This window comes from Vibrio sp. TRT 1302 (genome assembly GCF_050113875.1).
GTDB lineage: Bacteria > Pseudomonadota > Gammaproteobacteria > Enterobacterales > Vibrionaceae > Vibrio.
Genome location: NZ_JBNJOF010000017.1, coordinates 1 through 26,716 on the forward strand (window position 1 = coordinate 1; position 26,716 = coordinate 26,716).

The window sequence follows — 26,716 nt, forward strand, 5'->3', positions numbered from 1 at the left end:
CTCCAGAGACTCCAGAGACTCCAGAGACTCCAGAGACTCCAGAGACTCCAGAGACTCCAGAGACTCCAGAGACTCCAGAGACTCCAAAAGAGTCCAGCGTACCAATGCCAGAAGCTATCGAGAATGAATTTGGCATTCCACAAGATGACGACTGGTTAATTGATGATGAGCAGCCAGAAACTATCCAGTCGGAAGATGTGCTGGCTTCACTTTCTGCGGATGAAAATATCAAGCGGGAAGAGTTAGAGCTACCCGATATTGCGCAGCATGATGAGCTGGAAACAGAACAAAATGCACTAGCCGATGCAGAACCTGTGCAAGAGTTCGCAGAGCCACAAGCAGAAGATGAAGCGTTCGAGTTGGATGACCTAGATTTACCAGAGTTTGGTGAGGAAGAGGCATTAGCTGATGAGGCAGAAGTCCCAGCGCTTGAACCTGAAGCGGTTGTTCCTGAGTCTGTTGAAGAGCCAGCCATGGCGTTCGATGAGCTTGAGCTGCCGGAATACAGTGAAGAAGACGCACTAGCGGATGCAGAGCTTGAACCTGTGCAAGAGCTCGCAGAGCCACAAGCAGAAGACGAAGCATTCGAGTTGGATGACCTAGACTTTCCAGAATTTGGTGAGGAAGAGGCGTTAGCTGATGTGGCAGAGGCCCCAGCGCTTGAAGCTGAAGCGGTTGTTCCTGAGACTGTTGAAGAGCAGTCTGTGGAAGAACCAGCCATGGCGTTCGATGAGCTTGAGCTGCCGGAATACGGTGAAGAAGACGCACTAGCCGATGCAGAGCTTGAACCTGTGCAAGAGCTCGCAGAGCCGCAAGCAGAAGATGAAGCATTCGAGTTGGATGACCTAGACTTGCCAGAATTTGGTGAGGAAGAGGCGTTAGCTGATGTGGCAGAAGCCTCAGCGCTCGAACCTGAAGCGGTTGTTCCTGAGTCAGTTGAAGAGCAGTCAGTGGAAGAGCCTGCCATGGCGTTCGATGAGCTTGAGCTGCCGGAATACAGTGAAGAAGACGCACTAGCGGATGCGGAGCTTGAACCTGTGCAAGAGCTCGCAGAGCCGCAAGCAGAAGACGAAGCATTCGAGTTGGATGACCTAGATTTACCAGAGTTTGGTGAGGAAGAGGCATTAGCGGACTCAGAACTGGCATCAGAGAAACTTTATCAATCACCACAAGTGGATGATGAAAACATCGAACTGGACGACTTCGAATTGCCAGAATTTGGCGAGGAAGAAGCGTTAGCTGAGATGAGTGAATCGGACGACCTGGCAAGCGAAGAACGGCTTCAACAATCTGCCCAAGAGCAAGAGATTGAGTTTGATTCCCTTGAGCGACCAGAACTCGGTGAAGAAGAAGTCACTGCTGATGTTGAACTAGAATCGGAAAGTGTTCATCAAGCTCCGCAAGTGGATGATGAAAACATTGAGCTGGATGATTTCGATTTACCTCAGTTTGGCGAGGAAGAAGCGCTTGCTGAGCTGAATGTATCGGAAACATCAGTGAGTGAGCCGCCACTTGAAGAGCCTGTTGGCGAGCAGGCCATTGAGTTTGATGAACTTGATTTGCCTGAGTATGGTGAAGAAGAGGCGTTAGCGGATCTAGATTCATCGGCTGAAGATCTCTCTGAGCAGCAGGATGACTTTGCACTTGAACCCGTTGAGCTGCCAGATCTCGAAGAAATACCAGCAGAAAGCGCTGCACGTCTCGATGCACTGGATATGGCACATCAGGAGTTTGATGAAAAAGCCTTTGATGAGCTGTTGGCGGAAGATGACCAGCCACATAGTGGATTCTCATTTGACAAGCCGATTGATGCGGTGACTTCTGACAGTGCAGGCATGGATATCGACGCGATGCTTGAAATTGGTGAAGACTGGAATGGTTTTAGTCTTTCTCCAGAGCAGCAGGCTACGATTTCGGACGAAATCCCTGATGATGAAAAAGATATCTGGTCTGTCGACAATACCCTTGAGCAGGCACTGGACGAGGATTGGGAAGATCAACCGGACCTTGACGAGTTTAACCCTCAGGAGCATAAATTCCGTACCATCGACGAGTTGATGGCGGAAGTCGAGTCAGAAGAGCAGCAAGAGATTGATGACGAACTCAAACTTGACGTTGGTCTACATGATTTTCCTGATGTTATTGGTGATATCGGCGATCACACTGATGTTGATGCAAACTCCGAGGCTGCGGGTAAACTAGATTTAGCCAAAATCTACATCGAAATGAGTGATTCACAAGGCGCGATTAAATTGCTTGAAGAAGCAATAGTTGACGGAAGTGATGAAATTCGACGTGAAGCGAAGAATTTGATTGATGCGATAAACAATCGCTAATTGGTGAAATGACTAAGGGGGCAGTTTAGCCCCCTTATTTTTTGGTATATACTTCCCGCCCCATTCTTAGGTCAATCAATCCTGTGAGAACATCCCGATGAGAATTGCTTTAGGCATCGAATACAATGGTACTCAATACTATGGCTGGCAACGCCAAAGAGAAGTGAATAGTGTTCAAGAGAAGTTAGAACACGCATTAAGCATTGTTGCCAACCATCCAATTGAAGTCCAGTGTGCAGGACGGACCGATGCGGGTGTTCATGGGACAGGTCAAGTTGTCCATTTTGATACAACTGCAACACGTAAAATGGTGGCTTGGACAATGGGAGCCAACGCTAACTTACCCGATGATATCGCAGTACGTTGGGCTAAAGAGGTGCCGGACGAATTTCATGCCCGTTTTTCTGCTACAGCACGCCGCTACCGCTATATCATTTTCAACAGTGCACTTCGTCCGGGTATCTTGTCTTCGGGTGTGAGTCACTATCACGGTGAGCTTGATGAACAGAAAATGCATCAAGCCGCACAGTATCTGTTAGGCGAAAACGACTTTACCTCCTTTAGAGCGACACATTGCCAATCTCGCAGCCCATGGCGCAATATGATGCACATTAATGTATCGCGTCATGGTCAGTATGTTGTTATCGACATCAAAGCGAACGCATTTGTTCATCATATGGTGCGCAATATCACTGGTAGTTTGATTTGTGTTGGTCGAGGAGAGCAGGAGCCGCAGTGGATCGAATGGTTGCTTGCAGCCAAAGATCGCAAGTTGGCGGGCGCGACGGCGAAGGCAGAAGGTCTGTACCTCGTTGACGTTGATTACCCTGATGAGTTTGAATTACCAAGAGTGCCGATTGGGCCACTATTTTTGCCTGATAATCTGAACTAATTCGTGATAAATTGTCGAATGAATCAGGTCTTTAGTGTGTGAGAAATTGAGTCAGGAAATAGGTACAACCAGTTTTTTGTCTACACTTGGCATTTAATATGCTTTAATCCTCACGCGTAAATTCAGAATTTGTATCCTTCGCATTGAGCGCAGGAGTAGAGAGAAAAGGTCTTCCATGAGTTGGCTTGAAAAGATTTTAGAAAAAAGCAACATTGTTAGTTCACGTAAAGCGTCTATTCCTGAAGGGGTTTGGACCAAATGTACTTCATGTGAGCAGGTGCTTTACCACGCTGAACTAGAGCGTAACCTAGAAGTATGTCCGAAATGTGATCATCACATGCGTATGAGAGCACGTCGTCGCCTTGAAACATTCCTAGACGAAAACAATCGTGTAGAGATTGCTGACGAGCTTGAGCCGCAAGATAAACTGAAGTTCAAAGACTCGAAAAAGTATAAAGACCGCATCTCAGCAGCTCAGAAGAGCAGCGGTGAGAAAGACGCGCTGGTTGTAATGAAAGGCGAACTACTAGGTCAGCCTATCGTAGCTTGTGCATTTGACTTCTCATTCATGGGCGGTTCAATGGGCTCAGTAGTTGGTGCTCGTTTTGTTCGTGCAGCTGAAGCAGCAATGGAGAACAACTGTGGTTTAGTTTGTTTTTCTGCCAGTGGCGGCGCGCGCATGCAAGAGGCATTGATGTCTCTAATGCAAATGGCGAAAACCAGTGCTGCGCTAGAGCGTCTGTCTGCGAAAGGTCTTCCATTCGTTTCGGTAATGACTGACCCAACTATGGGTGGTGTTTCGGCAAGTTTAGCAATGCTTGGTGATATCAATATTGGTGAGCCAAAAGCATTGATCGGTTTTGCTGGCCGTCGAGTTATTGAGCAAACGGTACGTGAAGACCTACCAGAAGGTTTCCAGCGTAGTGAGTTCCTGCTTGATCACGGTGCAATTGATATGATCGTTGATCGCCGCGAAATGCGTCAGCGTATCGGTGGCTTAATGGCGAAGATGAACAATAAACCATCACCATTGGTGGTTTCTGTTAACGATTCACCAAATGAAGCTGCTTATTCTGTACCAGAAGCGGACGAAAAAGGGTAAAGTAACTCACTAACAAGCAACCACAATTTATTGGTTAAAGTTAGATGAGTCAAAGCCAAATTCCTCAAGCCACATCTCCACTATCGATGTGGCTTGATTATTTATCAAACATTCATACCTCTGCTATCGACCTCGGTCTGGACCGTGTCCAAACTGTTGCTAAAGCAGCAAATCTTACCAAACCTGCACCGACCGTGATTACGGTTGCCGGAACTAACGGCAAGGGATCAACCTGCGCGTTGATGGAAGCCATTCTACTAGATGCGGGTTATTCTGTTGGCGTGTATAGCTCTCCACATCTAATTCGTTACAACGAACGCGTTCGTATCAATGGTCAGGATCTATCCGATGAAAAACATGCTCAAGCATTTGATTTCATCGAGAAGCAGCGTGGCGAAGTCAGCTTAAGCCTATTTGAGTATGGGACGCTTGCAGCTTTGCGTCTGTTTCAAACTGAGAAAGTCGATATTGTGCTACTTGAAGTAGGGCTAGGCGGGCGCTTAGACGCTACCAACGTAGTTGATCATGATGTATCGATTATCACCAGTTTGGCGATTGACCATGTAGATTGGCTGGGTGATGACATCAATGTTATCGGTTACGAAAAAGCAGGTATCTATCGTAGCGGAAAACCCGCTATCTGTGGGCAACCAAAAGCACCTTCAACCGTCGCTGCGCATGCAGATGATATCGGCGCTGAGCTGTATCAGGTTGGAATTCAGTATGATTACCAGTTGACGGATCTCAACACATGGCGCTGGGTACATGGCTCTTATCAGCTAGATGATCTACCAGTACCGGGTTTGCCACTGCAAAACGCTGCTACAGCACTAATGGCACTTGCAACAGCAAATCTTGAGCTAAGTGATGTAAACATCGTCAATGGTCTGCAAAACGCCCAATTGCCTGGGCGAATGCAAATTCTAAGTGATGAACCAACCATACTGCTTGATGTGGCGCATAACCCTCATTCGGCAGAATATCTCGTTTCTCGTGTTGCAGAGCAATATCCGAATAAGACGATTCACACTGTGGTAGCGATGCTGCATGATAAGGATATTAAAGCGACTCTAGAAGCGTTGATGCCGGTTGCCTCTCATTGGTACCCTGCGTCACTGACGGGGCCTCGCGCTGCATCGGCGCAGGAGCTATGCCAGTACCTACCAAAGGGGATCGCCTATTTTGATGCGCCAGTTGCAGCATTTGAATCTGCACTGACAAAGGCAAAGGCGCAAGATGTCATCCTAGTCGTTGGCTCTTTCCATACGGTCGGAGAAGTCCTCGAGCATTGGCAGAACAAAGGAGAATAAATGGCAAGCAAGTTTCAAAATCGTCTAGTCGGTACCATCATCTTAGTGGCTGTTGGTGTCATCGTTTTGCCGGATGTACTAGACGGAAAGAAAACCCATTACAAGGAAGAGATCGCGAGTATTCCTCTCAAGCCCGAGTTGGACAGTGAGCTAGAAAGCTTCGAAATCCTTGATCCTGTTGATGATTCGCAAAGCCTTCCTCAAACCCCCGTCGAGGTCGTCGAAACGGGCTCTGATGGTGTCGCTGAAGATAAGCCATTACCCGTTGTCGTGAAAGAAATACCTGAGCGCAATGAGTATCAAGATACTGCATGGATTGTTCAGCTTATGGCACTCAAAAATGCCGACAATGCGAACAACTTGGTTAAGGACCTACAGAAGCGAGGCTACCAAGCGCATACCAAGCCGGAAAATGGTTTTACACGAATTATTATCGGCCCAGATGTGTCTAAGAGTAAATTGGAGCGTCAGATCCTAGAACTGGAAAAAATTACCGGTTCAAAAGGTCAATTGCTCAAATTTAAACCGCTAAACCCATAAGAAAACGTTTGCGTCAGCGTTTTTTCTGTTAAAATGCGCGCGAACTTAAGATGTAAGTACAAAATGAATCCGTTAGATATTGTCATTTTAGGTGTGATCGGCCTGTCGGCTTTGATCAGTTTAGTGCGTGGTTTCGCTAAAGAAGCACTCTCATTGGTTATTTGGTTTGGCGCTTTTTTTATCGCCAGTCAGTATTACGCCAAGTTGGCGGTGTACTTCACCAATATTCAAGATGAGATGATTCGAAATGGAGCCGCAATTGCAGCCTTGTTTATTGCTACGCTTGTGGTTGGTGCAATCGTTAACTATGTGATTGCTCAGCTAGTACAGAAAACAGGCTTGTCGGGTACAGACAGAGTGTTAGGTGTCGTTTTTGGCGGTCTACGTGGCGTTCTGATTGTGTCAGCAGCACTATTTTTTATGGATGCGTTTACATCGTTTCCAGACTCTGAGTGGTGGAAAGGATCGCAATTGGTGCCGGAATTTAGCCGCGTCATTGCCCCTTTCTTTGAACACTTGCAAGCAACGTCTAGTTTCTTATCTGGCGCGGTATAACGCGCCAGCCATTGTCGAAAATCGAGGGTTAAGACATGTGTGGTATTGTTGGAATCGTGGGCACTACGCCTGTAAACCAGTCTATCTATGATGCATTGACGGTATTGCAGCACCGTGGCCAAGATGCCGCGGGCATTTGTACCATAGAAAGCAATCGTTTTCGTCTGCGTAAGGCGAACGGTTTAGTTAAGGATGTGTTTGAAGCCAAACATATGCAAAGACTGCAAGGTAGCGTGGGTATTGGCCATGTTCGTTATCCAACTGCGGGTAGTTCGAGCGCGTCAGAAGCACAGCCTTTCTACGTGAACTCGCCATTTGGTATTACTCTGGCACACAATGGTAACTTGACCAATGCAGCAGAAGTGCGTGAGAAATTGTTTGAGAAAGATCGTCGTCATGTGAACACGACTTCCGACTCAGAAGTGTTGCTCAACGTGCTTGCACACGAGATTGATACCGTAAAAGGAAATGTTGCAGCGGAAGATGTGTTCCGTGCAGTGACCAATGTGCACCGTACTATTCGTGGTGCGTACGCGGTAACAGCAATGATTATCGGTCATGGCATGGTGGCATTTCGTGATCCAAACGGCATTCGCCCTCTATGCCTTGGAAAACGTGAAATCGGTGGTAGTACAGAATACATGGTTGCCTCTGAGTCAGTGGCGTTGGATGCGGTTGGGTTTGACTTCATTCGCGATATCGCACCGGGTGAAGCAATCTATGTGACTTTCGATGGTCAACTTCATACTAAGCAATGTGCTGACAACCCAGTCCTTAACCCATGTATTTTTGAATTTGTTTACTTTGCTCGACCAGATTCGTTTATCGATAAAATCTCGGTATATAGCGCGCGCGTTGAAATGGGTAAGAAATTGGGCGAGCGTATTCGCGATGAATACAGCCATCTGGATATTGATGTGGTTATCCCTATTCCAGAAACTTCTTGTGATATCGCGCTGCAAATCGCACAAGCGATCGACATTCCTTACCGCCAAGGCTTTGTGAAGAACCGTTACGTCGGCCGTACCTTTATCATGCCTGGTCAACAGCAGCGTAAGAAATCTGTGCGTCGTAAGCTCAACGCAATCCGCTCAGAGTTTAAAGATAAGAACGTATTGCTGGTTGATGACTCTATCGTACGTGGTACCACATCAGAGCAGATCATCGAGATGGCGCGTGATTCCGGTGCGAAGAAAGTCTTTATGGTTTCAGCGGCACCAGAAATCCGTTTCCCGAATGTTTACGGCATCGATATGCCGAGTGCAAGCGAACTCATCGCACATGGTCGTGACAACGATTCAATCTGTAAACAGATTGGTGCTGATGAACTGATTTTCCAAACACTGGAGGATCTTGTTGCGGCAGTTGGTATGGGCAACAGCGACATCGCTAAGTTTGAAACGTCAGTATTCAATGGTGAATACGTGACGGGTGATATCGATCAGAACTACCTAGATTTCCTTGAATCACTACGTGGTGATGATGCAAAGACTCAGCGTGAGATTCAGCTAGATTTAGCGAACCTAGAACTGCATAACGAAGGCGCTTAAGAGGGCGCTACGCCCTATGGGAGCGCTTGAATGCTGCGAGAGCAATTCAAGTTCTCTCATCCTTTACTCTAAATAAAAAGGGTTGGCGCCAAGCGCCAACCCTTTTTAGTTCTTGAATTCTTCAAGCGTTCAACTTCTCACACGCATTAGTTGGCTTAACATAAACATTGCGGTAGCGCTGATTACTACAGAAGGGCCTGCTGGAGTGTCGTAGTGCCATGATAGAGTCAGACCAAGTAAAACAGCAATAGAGCCAATCAGTGATGCGAACAACGCCATCTGTTCCGGTGCTTTCGCAAATCGACGAGCCGTTGCCGCTGGGATGATCAACAGTGAAGTCATGATCAGGGCGCCAACAAACTTCATACCAATTGCGATCACTAAACCGACCATTAACATCAGAATCAAACGCATTAGATCAACGTTGTGTCCCTCGACGGCGGCGAGGTCCTCATTGACGGTGGTTGAGAGTAACGAGCGCCAGAAAAAGCCCAATACGGTGGCTACGACAATAACGCCGAGATAAATATATGCGAGGTCTTGCGCTGTTACCGCTAACAGATCACCAAAGAGATAGCTCATTAAATCAATTCGGACATTATCCAAGAAGCTTACAGCAACCAGACCAAGTGATAACGAACTGTGGGCGAGTATGCCCAACAAAGTGTCAGTAGCGACTTGCTGCTGACGCTGAAGTGTCACCAACAGGATTGCCAAGGCAAGGCAGCAAACCGTTAAGGCTAAGTAGAGATTTACGTCCAGTAAAAAGCCCAAAGCAAGCCCCATCAAGGAGGCGTGAGCGAGCGTGTCACCGAAATAAGCCATGCGACGCCAAACAACAAATGAACCTAGCGGGCCTGCGATCGCTGCGATCCCTAAGCCTGCAAGTATGGAAGGTAGCAAAAACTCAATCATGATGATGACCGTGTGTATGATGGGAACATTGAGCGCCTTCACCGGCTACGGGTTGACCTGCCAAGTCATGATGATGGTGGTCATGCTGATGGTGATAGAACGCAAGAGATTGTTGCTGGGTATGTCCGAACAGCGCAATATAGCTTGGATGCTGAGCGATGTCTGCGGGTGCGCCAGAACAGCAAATATGATGATGTAAACAGATAACATCATCGGTTTTTGCCATGACCAGGTGCAGGTCATGGGAGACCATAAACACGGCACAGTTAAAGCGGTGGCGAATAGTATCGATCAAATCATACAAATCGATCTGGCCCTGAACATCAACACCTTGAGCTGGTTCGTCGAGAACCAACAAATCAGGTCTCTGTAGTAACGCTCGCGCAAGCAAGACGCGTTGATTCTCGCCGCCAGACAACGAATGCATATTACTCTTGGCCAAATGCTCAGCGCCGACCAACTTAAGGGCATCATTGAGCTCTTGTTGGCTGTACTTGCCGGCCAAACGCAGAAAGCGTTCTACAGTAAGTGGCAGGGTGTCATTGAGTTTAAGTTTTTGTGGTACGTAGCCAATTTTGATGCCCTTGGCTTTAGACAAAGTACCGCTATATCGGCGCTGTAGTCCGAGTAAGACTTTTACCAGTGTCGACTTTCCCGCGCCATTAGGTCCGATAAGTGTAGTGATTTCGCCCCTGTTGAGGCGTAGACTTACCTTGTCGAGGACGGTTCGGTCGTCGAATTGAACGCAGATATCAGTAAGTTCGACCAATGTCGGCATGAATGGAACTCATTTGCAATTGTTTATTGTTATAATGTAACATTTGTCATTCCTTTAAACCAGTCTGTAATCTCGCTAGCTATGAAACGTTTTCTAATCGCCTGTACACTTTGGTTTGCAAGCCACTCTGTGGCTAACGCAACACAAGTGTTAACTAGTATTAAACCCATTCAACTGATTGCCATTGAAATCATGCAAAATACCTCATCTCCAGAGGTTATCTTGGCGTCTAATACTTCACCACACGACTATGCTCTGCGTCCGTCAGACGTGAAGCGCATTCGCAATGCTGATGTGATTATTTGGTTCGGAAAGGATCTAGAACCCTTTCTAAGCAAGGTGGTAGAAGGGCAGAGCAATGTCCTCACACTAAGCAAAATTGAAGGTCTAGAACTGAGAGAATACCAAGGTGATCATCATGATCATGATGGCCACGACCACGGCAGTCATGACCCACATTTTTGGCTGGGTTATAAACCCACTATTCAAGTGGCAAAGGCTATTGCGGACAAGTTAGCAAGCGTGGATGCTGCTAACGCCCAAGTCTACGCTGATAATCTAAACGTATTTGAAGACAAACTGGCTTCTCAGCAGCAAGCGATCGAAAAGCAACTTACTCCAATTAAACAGGATGGGTATTTTGTTTTCCACGATGCCTATGGTTACTTTGAACAAGATTTTGGCCTCAATCAGCTGGGTTTTTTCACGGTCAGTCCTGATCGCAAACCGGGTGCCAAAACGTTGATCTCAATTCGTAAAGCATTAGCCAGTGAGCAGGCGAAATGTGTATTTTCTGAACCTCAGTTTACACCCGCAGTGGTGGAGTCTGTGACCAGAGGCAGCAACGCAAAAGTTGGTGTCCTTGATCCCATTGGCAGCGATGTTCAAGCCGTTTCTGGTGGCTACTTTGTCTTAAAACAGAACTTGGCGGATAGCTTCAGCCACTGCTTGCAGCGTTAACTTTACCGAAAGCCAAAGAGAGCGATTCTCTTTGGCTTTGTTGGCATCTGTGAACTGATTGGAAAAGTCACGAGTTTTTTGCCATACGCGCTTGTTAATCTTGATAAATTTCCGATAATTATTGGCACAAAATAAATCAAAGTTCGTGCCTTGCACTGAACGTCCAATGTTAGCCTATTGATTCTTGCTGCTAGGGATAAGCCAATTGAATAAACTCTCGTCGATACTGTTGCTACTACTACTGTTTTCGGGAGTTTCGCTAGCATCCAATCTCTCTCCCACGGTTTTCTATCCGTTGCCTACGCAAACTCAGGGAAAAGTGTTTGCAGCGAAACAGCTATTCACTGCTCAAGGCGGTGGGATATGGCTGCAAGATGTGCGCAATCAAATCTTATTTTTTGATGGTCAGGCGATTACCCCTGAGATGGGCTCGGCACTTGACGAGGATGCAGAGCAGGTCGCTTTCGTTGACAATGCCTTCTGGACCTTTTTTCAAAATGAAATCTATCGCACCGTACCCAATCGAGAAAAAGAGCTGGTTTTCAGCTTAACCCCAGGAACCGAAATACTTCGAATTGGTGCCACAAAACGCTACATCTGGTTAGCTGATGAGAGCCACTTTTACACCTACCATGTTGATAGCGGTGAGTTTCAAACCTTTTCGTTGATGCAGCTGTACCAATACAACCAGTCAGCGAAGATCACGATTAATGATGCGGCGTTTATTAAGTCTCGTTGGGTGATCGCAACCAATGCGGGGGTTTACTTGTCGAATGGAGACGTTTACGAACACGTATCAAGCTCTGCTAGCTATTACGTAGAGAAGCTGCACTATTCAGAAGTACGCGATGAGCTGGTGATCGGCTCGCTAGACGGTATTTTGATTTTTGATACTGATCAGCCCCAGCAGCCGATCCAGCGGATTGCAGGGAATCACGTATTAAGTATCACAGAGACGGCACAAGAGTACTGGATAGGTACCGAAAAAGGGCTGTTCGTTTATGATTTTGTCACGGGTGAGATTCGTCGTTTCGAGCAGGGAGTGTGGGCAGGAAATGGGTTAGCAGGGGAAAAAATTTATTCTCTTCTTAATGACAATGCTGGTGGTATTTGGATTGCTACCGATAGGGGAGTCCGTTATTTCTCCCAATTTTCGGACAATTTTGAGCGTTACTCAAACCAATATCTATCGTTCAGTAACAGCAAAGAAAAGGTAACCAAGCTCCTACGTAGTAAGAGCCGTGATGGTTACTGGATGTTAACCAATAAGAACGTCTATCGTGTTGAGCTTTCTAGCGCAGGAACACGCGAATTACTCTATCAAGGCGTCGTCTATGATCTCGAAGAGAGAAATGGCGTCTTATGGCTGGCGACGGAGAAAGGCATTGTTTGTATCGATGCAGGAAGTGGTGAGGTCATTGTTGACAACTTACCTCTGTTCCTAAAACAAACGAGTGTTCGCTTCATTGAAATGGGTCGAGACAATACCGTTTGGGGAGCAAGCAGTAACCAGTTGTGGAGCTATAACACCGCTAGTGGGCAATTGATCCAGTTTGGTTCTGAGTGGATGATCGAAAAATTCCTTCCTGCTCAGCTCACACACATCTATGTGACTTCTCAAGGTTATCTGAGCTTAGGTACTGAGCATGGCATCTACCTTCTAAAAGATGGTCAGGTTCGCTTTGTTGGGGAAAGTATTCCCTATGGCGAGGTCATTGATGTAGAGCAAGTCGAGGAGAATCAATTATGGGTAGCGGGCCGATATGGCCTGTATCGCTTGAACTTATATAAAGAGCAAGTTCAGCCAATTACAATGGTTGATGGCCATATAACTCCCAAGTGTTTGTTAAAAACCGAGCAAGGTATTTGGCTCACTTCATCGGGCGGATTATCAAGATACGCGAACAATGGCAGCTTATTGCAGCATTACGGTGAGCCGTTTGGCTTAATCAGCAATGAGTTTCTTCCTGGATTTTGTAGCTACAGCACGGATAGTGAGCGTGTACTTCTGCTTGGCTCACGAACCAGTCTGGTCAAAGTGGACACCAACCAGCTTATCGCCAGCAAGCTGCCGGACATTCAGGTGGTATTTAGCCAAATTAAGCGCAATCAAAAACTCTATTCGTTGGCGAATACGGAGAGTGTTCCGCTCCAGTTGGGTTACAGTGAGTCGGTGTTTTTCCAATTTGGTGTGATGCCGAGAGCCAATGACGTAACGCTTGAATATCGTCTCAATGATGATTCAGATTGGCAGATGCTTGATGGTAGTACCTTAACCATGGAACATATGATGCCGGGAAGCTACCAGTTGGAGGTCAGGGCATTACATAACGGCACATTACAAAGCCGCGGCGCCCGCTACCAGTTTACCGTTGAACCTCCATGGTTTTTGAGCGTGTATGCCATCGTAGGCTATATAATGCTCGGCATTCTATTGTTGGCATCAACCGCATATTGGCGTTCAAGAGTGATGTCAAAAGCAAACCGAGCACTAAAAGCTCAGGTCGCTCTCAAAACCAATCAAATGCGCCATCAAAGTCGTATCTTGCTCAGTAACAACCAACAGCTACGTAAGCAGTTGCAGGTAAGAAAACTGATTTTTACTCAATCAGTGAGTACGTTAAAAGATAGACTCGAAGCTCAGGCAAAAAACGAGAACAGCGATCCTCGATTGCTTGCTTATTTGAATAGAGAATTAGAACTGCTGGTCAATGTGCGCTCGACTAATGGCCAAGCGCTTCCAGTTTATAACCTTACACTCATCGTTGAGTCGGTACTGCGCGGCTGGCAAGACGAGTTGCTCAAGGCGGGAGTTACCGTTCAGATTGAGGCGGATAAAGATCTGTACGTTAGCGTCGATACTTTTAATCTTGATGAAATCTTTAACTTGTTGTTCGACGGTATTGTTCAGCGTTGCTACCGAAACCAAACCGTGATGATTCAGTTAATGTTGAGGAAAGGTCAGGTGGCATTCTCTATGCTAGACCAAGGTAAAGCGATAGAGGGCAGTAATACCACTTCGACAATGATGCAGAATATTCACTCTCTGGTCGAAAAGAGCGGCGGTCAGTTGGTTATCCACTCTTCTGAGGAGCGCAATTTGCTTGAAATGACGTGGAACTCCAGTGAAGCCTTTGCAGAAAACTCAATCGTTACTGATGATGACAGTGATGATGATATCGAATTTCAGGATAACGATCCTTGGTTTGAAAAGGTCATTCTCCTGGTGAGTACCCACTATGCTGATCCTGATTTCAGCACTTCATCAGCAGCTAAAATGCTGTTCGTATCCGAGCGTAGCCTACAGAGACGCTTTAAATCCACTTTAGAAAAAACGTTTACAGAATATCTGACCGAAGTTCGATTGGACAATGCATGCCGTCGTTTACTTGCTGGTGAAAAGGTATCTGACGTCGCTTTTGAATGTGGTTTTAATGACCCTTCTTACTTTAGCCAAAGATTTAAGCATCGATTTGGCATGTCTCCAACTCAGTTTATTGAAGAGCAAGAAAGCTTTTAAACCATCAGATTAAGATCGGTGAAAGTGCGGGTAGCTGGTATTGGTGAAATGCGGGCTAGAAGAAGCCGTAGAAAAAAATATCGTGGCATAGCCGGGGGACTATACCACGGGTGTCAATGACACCTTCGCTTGCTGCCGGAGTGACGCTTGATGCGCCACCTCTGGAATTCAATGTTGTCTTTGGGATGGCCCCTCGACATGAGTAACTATATCCACTCCGACTTATTTTACTTATAAAATTAACGCCATCTTCCATGATAAAAACGACAGGTTTGTTAAGTGTTTGTTTGTAAAGATTTTATATGCCATTCGGTATATGTGAGAGGAATGGTTTAAGTCGTGGCGGTGTAGGAAATGGTGAGTTTTTGACGAAATTAACGTTAGGCTTTTTGACGTTTTGAACATCGCTATACCTGAAAACATTGATTTCAGACAAGATCTGTTACATGTATGAGAGATAGTATTGAGATCGGTAATAAAAATATTTCTCATTTATATATAGACGGCCTGTTTATGAAACTCTCACAATTACAACAAGGGCAAAAAGCAACCATCAAAGGTTTTTCTGAGCTTTCCAACGACGTAAGAAAAAAGCTGATGGTTATGGGGTTACTTCCTAATACAGAGATTACCTTAATACGTAAGGCGCCAATGGGTGACCCACTTCAAGTGGAAGTCCGTGGTGTCTCTCTCGCAGTACGCACCAAGATTGCAGACGCAATCGCAGTGGAGGTGGAATGATGGAGTATAAAATCCTAACGGTCGGTAACCCAAATAGCGGAAAAACCACCCTGTTTAATGGATTGACTGGTGCCAAGCAGCAAGTCGGTAACTGGGCGGGTGTGACTGTCGAGAAAAAAACAGGTAAGTATTCCCACTCTAGCGACGATTTTCTTCTCACGGACTTGCCAGGTATATATGCGCTTGATAGTGGTAATGATGGCAACAGTATTGATGAGTCAATTGCGTCTCGCGCGGTTCTAACTCACCCAGCCGACCTGATTATTAACGTCGTTGATGCGACTAGCCTCGAACGTAGTCTTTATATGACTTTGCAGCTGCGTGAATTGGGTCGCCCGATGATTGTTGTGCTAAATAAAATGGATGCGTTAAAGCGTGAACGACAAACGATAGACTTGAAAGCGCTAGAAAAAGTGCTCGGTTGTCCGGTGTTTGCGATTTCTGCCAACAATAAATCACAAGTTCAGTCTCTCAAAGAACGTCTTCACAAAGCGCTTATTCAGGGCGTCGCGCTTGACGAACTTCGTCTTAACTACGGCGAAGCATTCGAAGCGTCCATTGCGAGTCTAGAGCCAATGTTTGCAGACCAAACAGAAGTCTCTCCTCGAGCGTTGGCTATTCGAGCGCTTGAAAACGATCTGTTGGTGCTCAACTCATTACCACAACTTAGCCGCGAAACCATCGTTGCAGAGCAGCGCAAAGCTGAACTGGATATCGACTTGTTGGTGGCGGACGTAAAATATACGTTTCTTCATCAGCAATGTCAGAAGGTGCGCCGCAGTGAAGGTAAATTAAGTCATAGCTTCACTGAGCGAGTCGACAAGGTTATTTTGAATAAATGGATCGGCGTTCCTTTCTTCTTTGTTGTTATGTACTTAATGTTCATGTTCTCTATCAACATTGGTAGTGCTTTCATTGATTTCTTTGATATTGGCGTCGGCGCACTACTGGTTGATGGTGGGCATTACTTGCTTGATGATCACTTGCCGGTTTGGTTAGTGACGTTGATTGCTGACGGCGTGGGTGGCGGTGTGCAAACTGTAGCGACCTTTATCCCAGTGATCGCTTGTCTCTATTTGTTCCTCGCTGTGCTAGAGAGCTCGGGCTATATGTCTCGAGCAGCATTCGTACTTGATAAAGTGATGCAAAAAATAGGGTTGCCGGGTAAGGCATTTGTGCCTTTGGTGCTCGGCTTCGGCTGTAATGTACCGTCTATTATGGCAACCCGTACCCTTGATCAGGAACGTGAGCGTAAGCTAGCGGCATCAATGGCTCCGTTTATGTCATGTGGTGCTCGTCTACCCGTATATGCACTTTTTGCCGCTGCATTCTTCCCTGAAAGCGGTCAAAACGTGGTGTTTTCACTATATCTATTAGGTATTGTCGCGGCAGTTATCACTGGGCTTGTGCTTAAAAACACCCTCTATCCAGGTTCGAGTGACAGCTTAGTGATGGAAATGCCTGACTACGAATTGCCAACAATGCGTAATGTGGTGATTAAAACGTGGCAGAAGTTGAAGCGTTTCGTTATGGGAGCGGGGAAAACGATAGTGGTTGTTGTCACCATTCTAAGCTTCCTAAACTCAGTTGGTACGGACGGCAGCTTCGGCAACCAAGACAGTGAGAATTCGGTGCTATCTACCGTATCAAAAGTCGTCACGCCAGTCTTTGCGCCAATTGGTATCGAACAAGACAACTGGCCAGCAACTGTTGGTATCATTACTGGCATTTTTGCAAAAGAGGCCGTGGTCGGTACGCTGAACAGCCTATATGCGCCAAGCGATGAAGAAGCGGGTGAATACGATTTAATGGCTAGCCTTGAGGAAGCCGTGATGTCGATTCCCGAAAATCTTGCTGGCCTGAGCTTCTCAGACCCATTAGGTATTGAAGTTGGCGATTTGTCTGACAGCAATGCAGTTGCAGAAGAACAAGAGGTCGATGCGTCTATCTTTGGTAACTTAAAAGGGCATTTTGTGTCCGGTAATGCAGCGTTTGCTTATCTTATCTTTATCCTGCTTTACACTCCATGTGTTGCTGCCATGGGCGCATACGTTCGTGAGTTTGGCGTGAAGTATGCTCGTTTTATCGCTGTTTGGACCATGGGACTGGCTTATGGTAGTGCTGCTGTTTATTACCAAGCGACACACTTTGGCGATCATCCGGTCATGAGCGCAGCATGGATCTCAGCGATTATTTTGGCTGGCTTTGTTACCTACCGAGCGTTAAAAGTGGTGGGTAAGAAGCAAGTACAACAGTTAGAGGTGCAAATTGCATGATACTGGCAGAGTTAAAGCAGTTTATTGATCAGCAGGGCAGTGTCTCCCAACGCGAACTTGCCAAAAAGTTCGGATTAAGTGAAGACGGTGTTGACGCCATGCTATCCGTTTGGATTCGTAAAGGGGTGATTTCTCGCCTTGTTGATACCAACGCCGCGAACCATGTTATGAGGGTTAGGTATACGAAAGTGGATCCTAATGCGCTCGCTTTGACTGTGACAATGTAGACGATACTGAGTGACAATAAAAAACCGTTCTAGCGAACGGTTTTTTTGTATTCGAAACGATTTGAATGTTTAGTCGCGCTGGAACAAGCTACTTAGTGATAATACATTGCCGATGCGTGTTTGCAGATCCGCTTGCTCTTCTTCGCTTCGGAACTGACCAGAAGTGTTGCCCCAAAGCGGGCCAGGCCAAGCAACATCCTCTTTAAAACGGGCGATATGATGGATATGCAACTGAGGTACCATATTTCCCAATGCACCCAAGTTGAGTTTATCCGGCTGAAACGTTGCCTCCAAAGCTTGGCTAACGGCTTGAGATTCTAATAGAAACTGCTGTTGTTCTTGCATAGGGAGGTGATGCAGTTCTTTGAGATTGGCGCGTTTAGGCACCAAAATGACCCAAGGTACGGCATTGTCGCGATGTAAAAGTGCCACACACAGAGGAAAGTGACCAATGACTGTGGTGTCCTTTGCCAGTTGAGGATGAAGTTCGAAGCTCATTGTTGTTGTCCGATATTGTGTTAACGACATCAGTATACGTCAGATAAAACAAAAGGTTGACGCTTTCACGTCAACCTTTCAAATTTATTGGTTTCTCGATTCTCTTACATACGTTCTAGAGTTTCGATACCTAGTAGCGACAGACCTTGCTTAATTGTCTTAGCTGTTAATGCAGCTAGCTTCAGACGGCTCTGTTTAACAGATTCGTCTTCAGTGTTAAGAATTGGACATGCCTCGTAGAAACTAGAGAACTGACCCGCTAGTTCGAACAGGTAGCTACACATGATATGTGGTTGACCTTCACGAGCAACTGACTGCACCGCTTCATCAAACTGAAGAAGTTTCGCGATCAGGGCTTTCTCTTTCTCGTCGGTCACTTTGATTTCGCCGCCTAGGTCATCCATAGAGATGCCTGCCTTAGCGAAGATCGAAGATACACGAGTGTAAGCGTACTGCATGTAAGGCGCAGTGTTGCCTTCAAACGCGAGCATGTTATCCCAGTCAAACACGTAGTCTGTAGTACGGTGCTTAGAAAGGTCTGCATACTTAACAGCCGCCATCGCAACAGTGGTAGAGATTTTTTGCTTCTCTTCTGCTGCCAGATCAGGGTTTTTCGATTCAATCAGTTTCGCTGCACGCTCTTCTGCTTCATCAAGGAGGTCAGCAAGGCGAACAGTACCACCTGCACGAGTCTTAAATGGCTTACCATCTTTACCTAGCATCATGCCAAACGCGTGGTGCTCTAGAGTGACCTCTTCAGGTACGTAGCCGGCTTTGCGAACGATCGTCCAAGCTTGCATTAGGTGCTGATGCTGACGAGAGTCGATGAAGTAAAGCACGCGGTCTGCACCAAGCTCTTCGTAACGGTATTTAGCACATGCAATGTCGGTAGTGGTGTATAGGAAGCCGCCATCGCGTTTTTGGATGATAACGCCCATTGGATCGCCATCTTTGTTCTTGTACTCTTCTAGGAATACAACTTGTGCGCCGTCATCTTCGACAGCCAAACCTTTTTCTTTTAGGTCTGCAACGATGCCAGGAAGCATGTCGTTGTACATACTTTCACCCATTACGTCATCACGAGTCAGTGATACGTTTAGGCGGTCGTAGTTACGCTGGTTCTGAATCATTGTGATATCAACCAGTTTCTTCCACATTTCACCGCAGAACTCATCACCACTTTGTAGTTTAACTACGTAGTTACGAGCCTTAACAGCGAACTCTTCGTCTTCATCGTACAGTTTCTTAGATTCACGGTAGAACGCTTCTAGGTCAGCAAGTTCCATTGACACTTCGCCCGCGTCTTTCTGAACACGCTCAAGGTTAGCGATAAGCATACCGAACTGAGTACCCCAGTCACCGATATGGTTAGCACGAATAACTTTGTGACCTAGGAATTCTAGTGTACGAACAACAGCATCACCGATGATGGTTGAACGTAGGTGGCCAACGTGCATCTCTTTAGCAACGTTAGGAGCTGAGTAGTCAGCAACAATAGTCTGTTGCGCTTCAGCAGCAACACCAAGACGGCTATCCGCTAGTGCAGCGTCAGCTTGCTTAGCCAGAAAATCTTCGCTTAGGAAAATGTTAATAAAACCAGGACCAGCGATTTCAGTCTTGCTCGCGATACCTTCAAGATCCAGAACATCCAATACTTTCTGTGCAAACTCGCGTGGGTTAGTACCAAGTTTTTTTGCAACGCCCATTACGCCGTTTGCTTGGTAATCACCAAACTGAGGTTTTGCAGATTGGCGAACAGCCGCAGGACTTCCTGCAGGTGCGCCAGCGGCTTCAAGAGCCTGAGATACTTTGTCATTAATAAGTGCTTGGATATTCACACGCGCTTCCTTCAATTCTGGGAATTGGTTGGCTATGCATTCTTAGTTATCCGGATGCTTAACGCACGATCACTGGATAATATCCACTGAGTGGAATGAATGCATATCTCGATCTAGTTCATAAATTTGGCGCACATAATACCAACTTTATTGCTGCGCTTATAGGGAGTGAACTGGGAAATTTTCTACTTTTCCTGACGATCTTGTTAGTATTGGGGGAAAATCAACGCATTGGATACCAAAAAATGTCACAGCAGCTGAAAAACGCGCAATTAATGCCTTCGCAGATGAAACTGAACCTCGAACAATTTATGCATAAAATTCAGAGTTTAAGCGATATCTTGCATATAAATCTTGCGCCTTTCCAAGCGGATCATATCGCATTACGTATTAACGACCGCGAGTTGGCCGAATTAGCACATCAAGAGTGGCAAAAAGAGGGAAAAGTTATCTCTGAAGCTGAGATTAATGGTCGTCCGATCATCGTGATTCAGTTTGATACACCTGTGAAAGGTTTAGATTGGACGATTGAGTGCTTGGAACTGCCATATCCTGCTGAGGGTAAGACGTATCCTGAGCAGAGCTGGGAACATGTAGAGTTTGTGATCCCGTCACAAGCAACGACAGCGGAAGAGTACTTAGCTGATATTCAGCAACAATTTCCTCAGCTAGGTCATGCTTGGGACAGTCTTGCAGACAAGGGTGTGAAAGTGAAACTCTCAAGCCCGAAAGGTGAGGGGGAGCGCTTAAATAACCCAACAGTCGCATTCAAATATAAAGGGGTGTGCATCAAGCTACACCCGCATTCATTAAAGAACATTGTTGAGTCTGAACAATCAGCCTAACTCGACATCTTTAGGTCTGAGTTGAAACTCTTCGATCGAACCAATCTCTAGGCCTAAGTCTAGTTTCTCGGACTCATGATGCGCATTACCTTGTGTGTGCATTATGAGTCGATTTGCGGTTCGTGGTTTGAGTTCATTGACCACGAATCGAATCATGTCTGTTCTGGTTAGTCTCTTCAACTCATCAAGGACTAAATCTCTTTGATTGAATTCAATATCCTTGTTGCCAATCGCTACCCACAGTCGCTGAGCTCGACCGCGCAGTGTTGTGTCAGGTGTGGCTATTTGGTTCCAAAGACCTCGTTTACTGCTATGCCATTGATATTCATTGAGTTCTAACAACACCATGTAAAATGCATTGAGGAACTCATCAATGGAACGAATCAGTTCCGCCGGTGCTGCATTGGGTGATTGCACATACAGCGCGATACCGGGATGGCGATTCAGTGGCAGGTTGCCCGTCCCAACCATATATCCTAACTGTTGCTTGGTGCGAATTTCATGGAAGAAGGTCGCAGACATCAAGTGATTCGCAAGCGAGTAAAGCGCAATGCTGCGAGGACTGGTGTCATCGCATTGGTAGTAAAGAACGGTGGCTGAATCCTCTTGGTCACAAAACACTTCTCGTTGGAATGATCCATTCTTGCCTAACATGACCAATGGTCTCAGCGCTTCTTCATACTGCTGGTTCTGCACTCTCAAAGCATCTTTTAGCGTCGTACCGAGAGACAAAGCGTCTGCCTTGGTCCAATCCCCATAGACAAACATTTCAACATGCAGCTCCGCCAGAATCGAATCTACGAAACTAGAGAGCTCATCGACCTTGATGGTTTCCAACGCTTCTACCAGCACAGCATAGGGAGGATTGTTTGGCTGCAAGATGCCAGTTAATGCGTTGAATAGTTGCGATATAGGGCGATCTTGAGCCGAATTTAACCAGTTTCTTAAAAGCTGTTGCTTTATGTTATCAAAGCGAGTTTCGCTAAAGTCCCGTTGAGCAAAGCGACTGAGGATCAATCTCATTAATTCAGGCTGCTTTTGACTAAAGCCAGAAATGGTGAGGGTTACGCCACCTTGATGGGCATACATGTTGTACCCCATACCCGCGATCTCAGCTTGGTATGTGTTGGTTGCTAGGCTATCGAGGAACATCTCGACACAAAGACGAGTTTTAACAATGTTGCGTGGATTGGCGACCGCATGAGGGCTGTCAATCGCAATGTAGATAACCCCTTTAGGCACACGAAACTCAGTGTCTTGCAGATGCCACAGTTTAAATCCGGGTAGCTCTTCTAGCACCTGCGGTGTTTCGTGCGGAGTTTCTAACGGCTTCGGATCTAAATCAAAGCAGATAAATGGGTTTTTATCCGGTAGAGCAAAGGTAAGGTTACTGCTTTCTGTGAAAAACGCTTTTTGTTCGGCTGAGAGTGGCGTAACACCGTAGGGCGTAAAATACCATTTAGCTTTATTTGGGTAGTCATAACCCTTTGCGACGAGAGTTGCTCGGAGATTCTCAGGAGTAAAGTAGTCAAACAGTGAGGTAAGAAGCTCGGGATCATAGTGGTTCATCATGAAGTCACCATAGATCACATCCTGCTCACGATAGTGCTGCATGTTTATCACTAAATGGCTGACTAAATCGAGCGGTCGAGTCGGTTCTTGGAAACGGAAGGCGGACTCAAGAACGGCCTGTTTCTCAAGGTAGCGCCACTCTGCCATCCCATGTTCCTTGATCAGTGCTAGGTAACTGAATACCGCTTGGATGATGTCGTCGGTATGATCGAGTCCATTTGGCGTTAACGCACAGCTCACTGAAAACTCGCGATAGTTACTACCACTGGTACCGCCTCCGGCAGATAAAGAGGTAATCCAGCCTTGCTCTTTGAGAGCCATCATTAGGCTACCACTGCCTTCGTAACCCAATAAATGGGCGAAATAGGAGAGGGGTTTAGATTGGTAATACTGATCCATGCTTGGCATTGGGAACGTCAGTATGAGTTTGCGTATCTCTTTTATCGGTTCAATGTTAACCAAGATGCCCGTCGAATCCTCTTGGCAATAAGGAGCGGTAATCTCTTTGTTGACGAGTTTATGATTCGGAATGGCAGTGAACTTCTCAATACACCAAGATTCGAGTTGGTCGAGATCTTGAGGCCCGGTGATTGCTAGCGTCATCAAATCGGCTGAATACTGCTCGAAATGAAAAGCGACGATCTCATCACGAATCGATTTGCCTTCTCTATCCCCCAATGTTTCTAGGTTGCCCACCGAAAATTTACTAAAGGGATGCTCGGGATTGACCAGCTCCTTGTGCACTTGATAAAGACGGCGAGAATCGTCATTTAACTTGAGTTTGTACTCTGACTCAACGGCTTGGCGCTCTTTGTCCAGCGCTTCAGGGTTAAATAGCGGGGCGGTAAAAAATTGACTGAATCTATCGAGACCGGCTTCAAAGGCATTGGGTGAAACGTCAAAAAAGAAACACGTATGTTCCGTTCCCGTCCAAGCATTGTTGCTGCCGCCATGCTGGTTAATATAACTTTGGAATTCGCCAACTTTCGGGTATTTTTCTGTGCCGAGAAATAGCATGTGTTCGAGATAATGCGCCAACCCTTCTCGTTCGACGGGGTCGTCGAAGTGACCAACATTGACTGCTAATGCCGCTGCGGATTTCTGCGCACTGTTATCGTGGATCAATAATACTCGAATGCCGTTAGTCAGAGTTAAGTAACGGTATTGATTGGTATCATTTGGACTAATGTGCACGATACATTCTCCGAAAGTTAAGCGAGGCTACCATGAGCGATAGGGTAATTATGACTCGGATACCGCTGACTGCAAACTATCTGTTTGAGAAATATGAGCAAAATGAGTGATAGAAATAGAATGATCTGACTTTAAAGAGTGTTAAGAAAGTCAGAGTCTTTCATCTTGGAGTTGATATAATTATTCATAGCTCAACAAACTATCGTGGCTAAGAAACATCGTCACACAATAATAAATCAAGCTGCCATACAAGCAGCCACATAACAATAACCGCATCGATGTGTAATGCGGGGATAGCATTAGGAATAAGCCATGAAAATTTTCATTATGCGTCATGGAGAAGCGGAACATTTTGCTGACAGTGATGAGCAACGAGAGCTGACGGATCGCGGCAGAAGTGCATCTCTAGCGGTAGCCCGAGTCTGTGCGGATAAAGGTTTTGCTCACTTTGATCGAGTACTTGTAAGCCCTTACATTAGAGCGCAGCAAACTTGGCAAGAAATCTCAGCTTGCTTCACCACTGATCATGTAGAAACGTGCCCAGATATCACCCCTTACGGTGATTCAGAACAGGTAGCCGATTACGTTGCTGCATTGGTCGACCTACACAAATTGGAGAGCGTTCTGATTGTTTCGCACCTTCCTCTCGTTGGTTATCTAACCGCTGAGTTTGTTACGGATATGATTCCGCCAATGTTTCCAACATCGGGTCTCGTGTCGATTGACTACTCGCCGCAAAAGTTAACTGGCGAGTTGATGTTTAATATCCACCCATAGTTCGTTTGTGGCGTACTACAGCCCAGTTTTTTTTGAGTTTGGTCGCTGTGTATGCCTAACGTCTCTTCGCGTGAACCTTGTAGGTGTTTCGTTGCCCATTCCTCAGCCATAAATTTGACAGGATTAATGGACTGGATATTGCATAGCCAAACCAAGTTGTTCTTTTTATCCAATATTGTAGCTACCTAACTATGAAGTTTTCCCTGCCGTTTGCTGACAAGCTGCCTTCGATTCCACAACGTGCTATGCCAGCGATTGGCGCACCAGTCATGGTTTTGGCTACGTTGGCGATGGTTATATTGCCAATTCCTGCCTTCCTACTCGACTTGTTTTTCACCTTCAACATCGCGTTGGCCATGGTGGTATTACTGGTAACGGTTTACACCCGCAGACCGCTTGATTTTGCTGCCTTTCCTACCGTGCTGCTGATCGCAACCCTATTGAGGCTAGCTCTTAACGTTGCTTCAACCCGTGTTGTTTTACTCTATGGTCACGAAGGCGCTGGCGCCGCAGGTAGCGTTATTGAAGCGTTTGGTAGTGTCGTTATTGGTGGTAACTATGCGGTTGGTTTAGTGGTGTTCCTCATTTTGATGATCATTAACTTTATGGTTGTTACTAAAGGTGCGGGACGTATTTCAGAAGTTAGTGCTCGCTTTACCTTGGACGCGTTACCGGGTAAACAAATGGCAATCGATGCCGATCTTAATGCCGGCCTGATTGACCAAGACCAAGCAAGAACAAGACGTCAGGAAGTCACCAAAGAAGCAGACTTCTATGGTTCGATGGACGGTGCGTCAAAATTTGTTAAAGGTGATGCGATAGCGGGTATCTTGATCTTATTCATCAACATCATCGGCGGTTTGTCGATCGGTATGGTGCAATACGACCTTGGTTTTGGTGAAGCGATAGAAATCTATACGCTATTGACGATCGGTGATGGTTTGGTTGCTCAAATTCCGTCGTTATTGCTCTCTATCGGAGCGGCGATTATGGTGACGCGCCAAAATACCGATGAAGACATGGGCCAACAGGTCGTGTTCCAGATGTTCGACAACCCTAAAGCACTGATGATCACCGCTGGTATTCTTGGTGTGATGGGGATCGTACCGGGCATGCCGCACTTTGCTTTCCTGTTATTGGCATCGTTGGCTGCGGGCGGCGCATACTGGATTAATCGCAAGCAGAAACGCGCTGCGGAAAAAACATCACTTCCAGCGACGACCGAACAAGACTCGCCAACGCCTAAGGAACTGTCATGGGATGACGTTCAACCCGTCGATATTGTTGGGCTTGAAGTTGGCTATCGTTTGATCCCGCTTGTTGACAGAGACCAAGGTGGTGAGCTGTTAGAACGAGTTAAAGGGGTAAGAAAAAAACTCTCTCAGGATTTTGGTTTCTTAATCCCAGCGGTCCATATTCGTGACAACCTAGAACTCACACCGAACAGCTATCGAATTACTCTTATGGGGGTCGCGGTAGGTGAAGCAGAAATCAGACCGGATATGGAATTGGCAATCAACCCTGGCCAAGTCTATGGAATGATTGACGGTGAGCCGACGATTGACCCAGCGTTCGGCCTTGAAGCGGTTTGGATTCGTGAAGAGCAACGAGAGCATGCACAGGCGCTCGGATATACCGTTGTTGATTCGTCAACCGTACTGGCGACTCACTTGAGTCAATTACTTACCAATAATGCATCTCAGCTCATTGGTCATGAAGAAGTGCAGAATCTTCTCGAAATGCTCGGACGCAGCACGCCTAAGCTGGTGGAGAGTTTTGTACCAGACCAGCTTCAATTGGGTGTTGTCGTAAAAGTGCTGCAAAATCTACTCAACGAGGCGGTCCCGATCAGGGACATTCGAACCATAGTTCAAACCTTGTCCGAATACTCCAGTAAGAGTCAAGAACCTGACATTCTGACCGCGGCTGTTCGCATTGCGCTTAAACGACTAATTGTTCAGGAAATCAATGGTATAGAGCCAGAATTGCCCGTTATTACCCTTATTCCTGAGCTGGAACAAATCTTGCATCAGACCATGCAGGCGTCTGGAGGAGAATCCGCAGGAATTGAGCCAGGTCTCGCAGAACGACTACAATCTTCTTTAAGCCATGCAACACAAGAGCAAGAACTTAAAGGCGAGCCAGCAGTCCTTCTGACATCAGGTGTACTACGCTCTACATTAGCCAAATTTGTCAAAAATACGATTCCTTCGTTAAGAGTACTCTCTTATCAAGAAATCCCTGACGAGAAACAAATTCGCATTGTTCAAGCTGTCGGCAACTAGTTCTA

The 26,716-nt window shown here is 46.3% G+C and carries 20 protein-coding genes; 15 read left to right on the forward strand and 5 right to left on the reverse strand.

What is annotated here, in order from left to right:
* The 7 genes from ACQEXP_RS16415 to purF form a co-directional block, all read left to right on the forward strand.
* On the forward strand, positions 1-2,336 hold a 2,336-nt coding region (locus tag ACQEXP_RS16415), incomplete at its 5' end, for a FimV/HubP family polar landmark protein (RefSeq protein WP_426970969.1).
* Between the two features lie 97 nt (positions 2,337-2,433).
* Positions 2,434-3,228, forward strand: a complete 795-nt coding sequence (gene truA / locus ACQEXP_RS16420; RefSeq protein ID WP_426970970.1) for a tRNA pseudouridine(38-40) synthase TruA — start codon at positions 2,434-2,436, stop codon at positions 3,226-3,228.
* A 175-nt stretch (positions 3,229-3,403) separates the two neighbouring features.
* Positions 3,404-4,330 (forward strand): acetyl-CoA carboxylase, carboxyltransferase subunit beta, encoded by a 927-nt coding sequence (accD, locus tag ACQEXP_RS16425; protein ID WP_138973769.1) that lies wholly within the window; start codon positions 3,404-3,406, stop codon positions 4,328-4,330.
* Positions 4,331-4,374: 44 nt separating this feature from the next.
* Positions 4,375-5,640 carry a bifunctional tetrahydrofolate synthase/dihydrofolate synthase gene (folC, locus tag ACQEXP_RS16430; RefSeq protein WP_426970971.1) on the forward strand — a complete coding sequence of 422 codons (1,266 nt, stop codon included), beginning with the start codon at positions 4,375-4,377 and terminating at the stop codon, positions 5,638-5,640.
* Entirely contained in the window at positions 5,641-6,180 is a 540-nt protein-coding gene (locus ACQEXP_RS16435) for an SPOR domain-containing protein (protein WP_138973771.1), read from the forward strand. It begins immediately after the preceding gene.
* Between the two features lie 63 nt (positions 6,181-6,243).
* A complete protein-coding gene (locus ACQEXP_RS16440) occupies positions 6,244-6,735 on the forward strand; it encodes a CvpA family protein (RefSeq protein ID WP_269377841.1) in 492 nt (163 codons plus the stop codon).
* 35 nt (positions 6,736-6,770) lie between these two features.
* A complete protein-coding gene (gene purF / locus ACQEXP_RS16445) occupies positions 6,771-8,285 on the forward strand; it encodes an amidophosphoribosyltransferase (protein ID WP_269377840.1) in 1,515 nt (504 codons plus the stop codon).
* Positions 8,286-8,414: 129 nt separating this feature from the next.
* On the opposite strand, the gene znuB is transcribed toward purF, so the two are convergent.
* A complete protein-coding gene (gene znuB / locus ACQEXP_RS16450; protein WP_138973774.1) occupies positions 8,415-9,200 on the reverse strand; it encodes a zinc ABC transporter permease subunit ZnuB in 786 nt (261 codons plus the stop codon).
* Positions 9,193-9,978, reverse strand: a complete 786-nt coding sequence (gene znuC / locus ACQEXP_RS16455) for a zinc ABC transporter ATP-binding protein ZnuC (protein WP_426970972.1) — start codon at positions 9,976-9,978, stop codon at positions 9,193-9,195. Before znuC ends, znuB begins: the two co-directional genes overlap by 8 nt.
* Positions 9,979-10,059: 81 nt before the next feature.
* Between znuC and znuA the strand changes: the two genes are divergently transcribed.
* The 5 genes from znuA to ACQEXP_RS16480 all read left to right on the forward strand — a co-directional run bounded on the left by znuA (position 10,060) and on the right by ACQEXP_RS16480 (position 17,702).
* Positions 10,060-10,938 (forward strand): zinc ABC transporter substrate-binding protein ZnuA, encoded by an 879-nt coding sequence (znuA, locus tag ACQEXP_RS16460; RefSeq protein WP_426970973.1) that lies wholly within the window; start codon positions 10,060-10,062, stop codon positions 10,936-10,938.
* Positions 10,939-11,143: 205 nt separating this feature from the next.
* Positions 11,144-14,458 carry a helix-turn-helix domain-containing protein gene (locus tag ACQEXP_RS16465; protein ID WP_426970974.1) on the forward strand — a complete coding sequence of 1,105 codons (3,315 nt, stop codon included), beginning with the start codon at positions 11,144-11,146 and terminating at the stop codon, positions 14,456-14,458.
* A 513-nt stretch (positions 14,459-14,971) separates the two neighbouring features.
* Positions 14,972-15,199: a FeoA family protein gene (locus tag ACQEXP_RS16470; protein ID WP_269377836.1), complete on the forward strand. Its 228-nt coding sequence runs from the start codon at positions 14,972-14,974 to the stop codon at positions 15,197-15,199.
* Positions 15,199-17,475 (forward strand): Fe(2+) transporter permease subunit FeoB, encoded by a 2,277-nt coding sequence (feoB, locus tag ACQEXP_RS16475; RefSeq protein WP_426971002.1) that lies wholly within the window; start codon positions 15,199-15,201, stop codon positions 17,473-17,475. The genes ACQEXP_RS16470 and feoB overlap by 1 nt, the downstream gene beginning before the upstream one ends.
* On the forward strand, positions 17,472-17,702 hold the full coding sequence (locus tag ACQEXP_RS16480; protein ID WP_426970975.1) for a FeoC-like transcriptional regulator: 231 nt from the start codon (positions 17,472-17,474) through the stop codon (positions 17,700-17,702). Before feoB ends, ACQEXP_RS16480 begins: the two co-directional genes overlap by 4 nt.
* A 69-nt stretch (positions 17,703-17,771) precedes the next feature.
* Here ACQEXP_RS16480 and ACQEXP_RS16485 read toward each other — a convergent pair whose 3' ends face one another.
* On the reverse strand, positions 17,772-18,200 hold the full coding sequence (locus tag ACQEXP_RS16485; RefSeq protein WP_426970976.1) for an HIT family protein: 429 nt from the start codon (positions 18,198-18,200) through the stop codon (positions 17,772-17,774).
* Positions 18,201-18,304: 104 nt separating this feature from the next.
* The gene (gene argS, locus ACQEXP_RS16490; RefSeq protein ID WP_269377833.1) at positions 18,305-20,038 is read right to left on the reverse strand and encodes an arginine--tRNA ligase; all 1,734 of its coding nucleotides are present in this window, start codon (positions 20,036-20,038) and stop codon (positions 18,305-18,307) included.
* Between the two features lie 245 nt (positions 20,039-20,283).
* Here argS and ACQEXP_RS16495 point away from each other — a divergent pair, with 245 nt between their 5' ends.
* On the forward strand, positions 20,284-20,883 hold the full coding sequence (locus tag ACQEXP_RS16495; protein ID WP_269377832.1) for a VOC family protein: 600 nt from the start codon (positions 20,284-20,286) through the stop codon (positions 20,881-20,883).
* On the opposite strand, the gene ACQEXP_RS16500 is transcribed toward ACQEXP_RS16495, so the two are convergent.
* A complete protein-coding gene (locus ACQEXP_RS16500) occupies positions 20,875-23,649 on the reverse strand; it encodes an insulinase family protein (protein WP_426970977.1) in 2,775 nt (924 codons plus the stop codon). The two genes, ACQEXP_RS16495 and ACQEXP_RS16500, sit on opposite strands and share 9 nt — an antisense overlap.
* Positions 23,650-23,961: 312 nt before the next feature.
* Here ACQEXP_RS16500 and sixA point away from each other — a divergent pair, with 312 nt between their 5' ends.
* On the forward strand, positions 23,962-24,426 hold the full coding sequence (sixA, locus tag ACQEXP_RS16505; protein WP_426970978.1) for a phosphohistidine phosphatase SixA: 465 nt from the start codon (positions 23,962-23,964) through the stop codon (positions 24,424-24,426).
* A gap of 191 nt (positions 24,427-24,617) precedes the next feature.
* Entirely contained in the window at positions 24,618-26,711 is a 2,094-nt protein-coding gene (gene flhA, locus ACQEXP_RS16510; RefSeq protein ID WP_269377829.1) for a flagellar biosynthesis protein FlhA, read from the forward strand.
* The last annotated feature ends 5 nt before the right edge of the window (positions 26,712-26,716 follow it).

Coding starts and splice junctions, on each gene's coding strand:
- feoB (WP_426971002.1), top strand. CDS start 15,199: ATGGAGTATAAAATCCTAACGGTCGGTAACCCAAATAGCGGAAAAACC.
- sixA (WP_426970978.1), top strand. CDS start 23,962: ATGAAAATTTTCATTATGCGTCATGGAGAAGCGGAACATTTTGCTGAC.
- ACQEXP_RS16440 (WP_269377841.1), top strand. CDS start 6,244: ATGAATCCGTTAGATATTGTCATTTTAGGTGTGATCGGCCTGTCGGCT.
- purF (WP_269377840.1), top strand. CDS start 6,771: ATGTGTGGTATTGTTGGAATCGTGGGCACTACGCCTGTAAACCAGTCT.
- znuB (WP_138973774.1), bottom strand. CDS start 9,200: ATGATTGAGTTTTTGCTACCTTCCATACTTGCAGGCTTAGGGATCGCA.
- ACQEXP_RS16495 (WP_269377832.1), top strand. CDS start 20,284: ATGTCACAGCAGCTGAAAAACGCGCAATTAATGCCTTCGCAGATGAAA.
- ACQEXP_RS16485 (WP_426970976.1), bottom strand. CDS start 18,200: ATGAGCTTCGAACTTCATCCTCAACTGGCAAAGGACACCACAGTCATT.
- accD (WP_138973769.1), top strand. CDS start 3,404: ATGAGTTGGCTTGAAAAGATTTTAGAAAAAAGCAACATTGTTAGTTCA.
- ACQEXP_RS16480 (WP_426970975.1), top strand. CDS start 17,472: ATGATACTGGCAGAGTTAAAGCAGTTTATTGATCAGCAGGGCAGTGTC.
- znuA (WP_426970973.1), top strand. CDS start 10,060: ATGAAACGTTTTCTAATCGCCTGTACACTTTGGTTTGCAAGCCACTCT.
- ACQEXP_RS16470 (WP_269377836.1), top strand. CDS start 14,972: ATGAAACTCTCACAATTACAACAAGGGCAAAAAGCAACCATCAAAGGT.
- flhA (WP_269377829.1), top strand. CDS start 24,618: ATGAAGTTTTCCCTGCCGTTTGCTGACAAGCTGCCTTCGATTCCACAA.
- ACQEXP_RS16435 (WP_138973771.1), top strand. CDS start 5,641: ATGGCAAGCAAGTTTCAAAATCGTCTAGTCGGTACCATCATCTTAGTG.
- truA (WP_426970970.1), top strand. CDS start 2,434: ATGAGAATTGCTTTAGGCATCGAATACAATGGTACTCAATACTATGGC.
- folC (WP_426970971.1), top strand. CDS start 4,375: ATGAGTCAAAGCCAAATTCCTCAAGCCACATCTCCACTATCGATGTGG.
- znuC (WP_426970972.1), bottom strand. CDS start 9,978: ATGCCGACATTGGTCGAACTTACTGATATCTGCGTTCAATTCGACGAC.